3 protein-coding genes and 1 pseudogene are annotated in these 2035 nt (G+C 68.2%); 1 reads left to right on the top strand and 3 read right to left on the bottom strand.

Annotated elements, in window-relative coordinates:
• Window positions 1-502: 502 nt before the first annotated feature.
• The 3 genes and pseudogenes from ACFYVL_RS44615 to ACFYVL_RS44605 form a co-directional block, all read right to left on the bottom strand.
• Entirely contained in the window at window positions 503-649 is a 147-nt protein-coding gene (locus ACFYVL_RS44615; protein WP_389255927.1) for a hypothetical protein, read from the bottom strand.
• A gap of 367 nt (window positions 650-1016) precedes the next feature.
• Complete coding sequence (locus ACFYVL_RS44610; protein ID WP_389255929.1) at window positions 1017-1106, bottom strand: hypothetical protein; 90 nt, start codon at window positions 1104-1106, stop codon at window positions 1017-1019.
• A 130-nt stretch (window positions 1107-1236) separates the two neighbouring features.
• Window positions 1237-1368: pseudogene (locus tag ACFYVL_RS44605) on the bottom strand (hypothetical protein); the annotation flags it as partial.
• Window positions 1369-1668: 300 nt separating this feature from the next.
• Between ACFYVL_RS44605 and ACFYVL_RS44600 the strand changes: the two are divergent.
• Window positions 1669-1773 (top strand): hypothetical protein, encoded by a 105-nt coding sequence (locus ACFYVL_RS44600; RefSeq protein WP_389255925.1) that lies wholly within the window; start codon window positions 1669-1671, stop codon window positions 1771-1773.
• The last annotated feature ends 262 nt before the right edge of the window (window positions 1774-2035 follow it).

Raw genomic sequence — 2035 nt, 5'->3', positions numbered from 1 at the left:
TGGCACGGGGTTGGCTAACGACGCACTTTGATTCTCGATTGACCGAGTCGAGCCGAGACTGGTCCGCAGTACGGGTAGGCCATCGCGTCGAAGCCCCCCAGGAGCCTCGGCTTGTCGCACTCCTCTGACGAGCACGTGTCACTCAGCATGGACAGGTTGAAGTCGGACTGGAGGCGTCCCCCGCCCTGGTGTTGCGTGCGGGGCGGCGGGATGCTGGCTACTCGACCTCTCCCGTAGCGATTCCCCGGCCGCTCGCGCCCTGGCCGCAGATCTCTCCCGCATCTCCCATCTGCTCCCCGCCACCCCCCCCGCACGTTCTAAACGCTGTCCTCTACAGCAAGTTCCGCTTCCGCCCGCACTGGGATGCCCAGCATTCCGACCACTTCCACCGCCCAGAGCGCCCCTTCCTAAGGGATCGGTGGCCACCTCCAGATCTGCCAGTCTCCCCCCTGCTGCGCACCGTCACCGGCCATGTCCGGTCCGTGCGGGCCGTGGCGTTCACTCAGGGAGAATCCGCGATGTCCGGTTGATCGTTCAGACCGACAAGGTCCAGGCCGGTGGTGGGCAGGCAGCCGTCGATCAGGTGCGGCCGATACTGGATCTTCTTAAGCTTCCGCTTGATCATGCGGGTCAGGCGGGCCAGGTCCACGGCGGCGAGGTCGGCCAGGGCCCGCTTGAGCAGGCTCCAGATTCCCTCCTGCTGCAGGTGGACGGAGAGGTGTCCCAGACCCACACCACCGGGGTGCCCAGGGGCAGGTGCACCGCCTGGATGAAGTCGCGGTAGTCCCGCCGGGCGAACGACTTCGGCTCGCCGTTGCGTCCGCGACAGACGTGCAGCTTGAAGAACATCCGGGCCCGCACCCCGGGCTTGAAGCACACTGCCCCGGCGATGTTGACCCGCCCACCGCACCGCCCGGCCACCCGCATCACCGGACGGGCGCCGCGTGGCGTCCAGGTCCGCCCCCGTGGCGGGATCAGCGACTGGCCGCTGCCGTCCGCGAAGCAGATGTGGGCGCTCAGGTCGTGCGCGGTACTTTTACCCGCGGCCACACCTCGGCCTTCCACACCTCGACAGCCTGCTCGTCCCGCTCTAGCGCCCGGCGCACGGGCACCTGGCAGCTCCAGCCGCTGCCACTGCACCGGCGCCAGCCGCTCGGCCGACATCGGCCCCGCCGACGCAAGCGCCGCCACACCTCCGCGCTGCCAGGCCGCCCGCCACCGCTGCACCGACCGGTCCGTCACCCGCAGCGCTGCCGCGACCTGCACGGTGCGCGCGCCAGCCTCGAACCACTTGGCGGCCTCCAGCCGCACGGCCTCCCGCTTCTCCTGCTCAGCGGGCGTCAGCCCGCCACCCTGCGCATACCGCATGCTGCGGTCGTACCGCAGGGATCACGACCCGTCACCCCAGCCCGGACATCGCGGATTCAACCTGAGTAGCCCGGATAGCGCCTGCTTGGCTACTGGTAGCGACTGTAAGACGGTACGGCTCCGGGGCATCGCCACCGGCACCCTCCTGGGTGCTCTCACCGGCCACACCCGCCAGGTGTACGCGGTAACAATCAACCGGGACGGTCTCCCGTCGCTTCCGGCAGCGAAGACAAGACGGCACGAGTCTGGGACACCGTTCGCGGCGCCACACTGCGATCCCTGGTCGGTTACACCAGCCCGGTGCAAGCGGTGGCGTTCAGCCCGGACGGCACCTGGATCGCCACCGCCAGCAGTGACGAGACGGTGCGGATCTGGGACACGGCAACGGGCACAGGGGCACCTTGATGCGCACCGAGCTGCCCTTGAGCTGCTGCGTCTACGGCCCCGACAGGGTCCTGGCCGTTGGAGGTGCAGGCGGACTCTACGGTTACGAATTCCACCCGGGGTCCCCCATGAGAGGAGCAATCCTCCTGCGTAGATCCCGGTAAACCAACCTGGTCGCGTCGTTGCCATGTTCCAGGGTGTCGAAGATGACTGCACAGCTGAGTAGAACGTGAGGCCGGAAAACTCTGACCCCGCCCGTTACTACGCGGCAACTCCAAACTCC

The organism is Streptomyces sp. NPDC004111 (assembly GCF_042874215.1).
GTDB lineage: Bacteria > Actinomycetota > Actinomycetes > Streptomycetales > Streptomycetaceae > Streptomyces.
The sequence above is the reverse complement of the archived record's forward strand: the minus strand, read 5'-3'. Positions and strand labels throughout refer to the sequence as shown.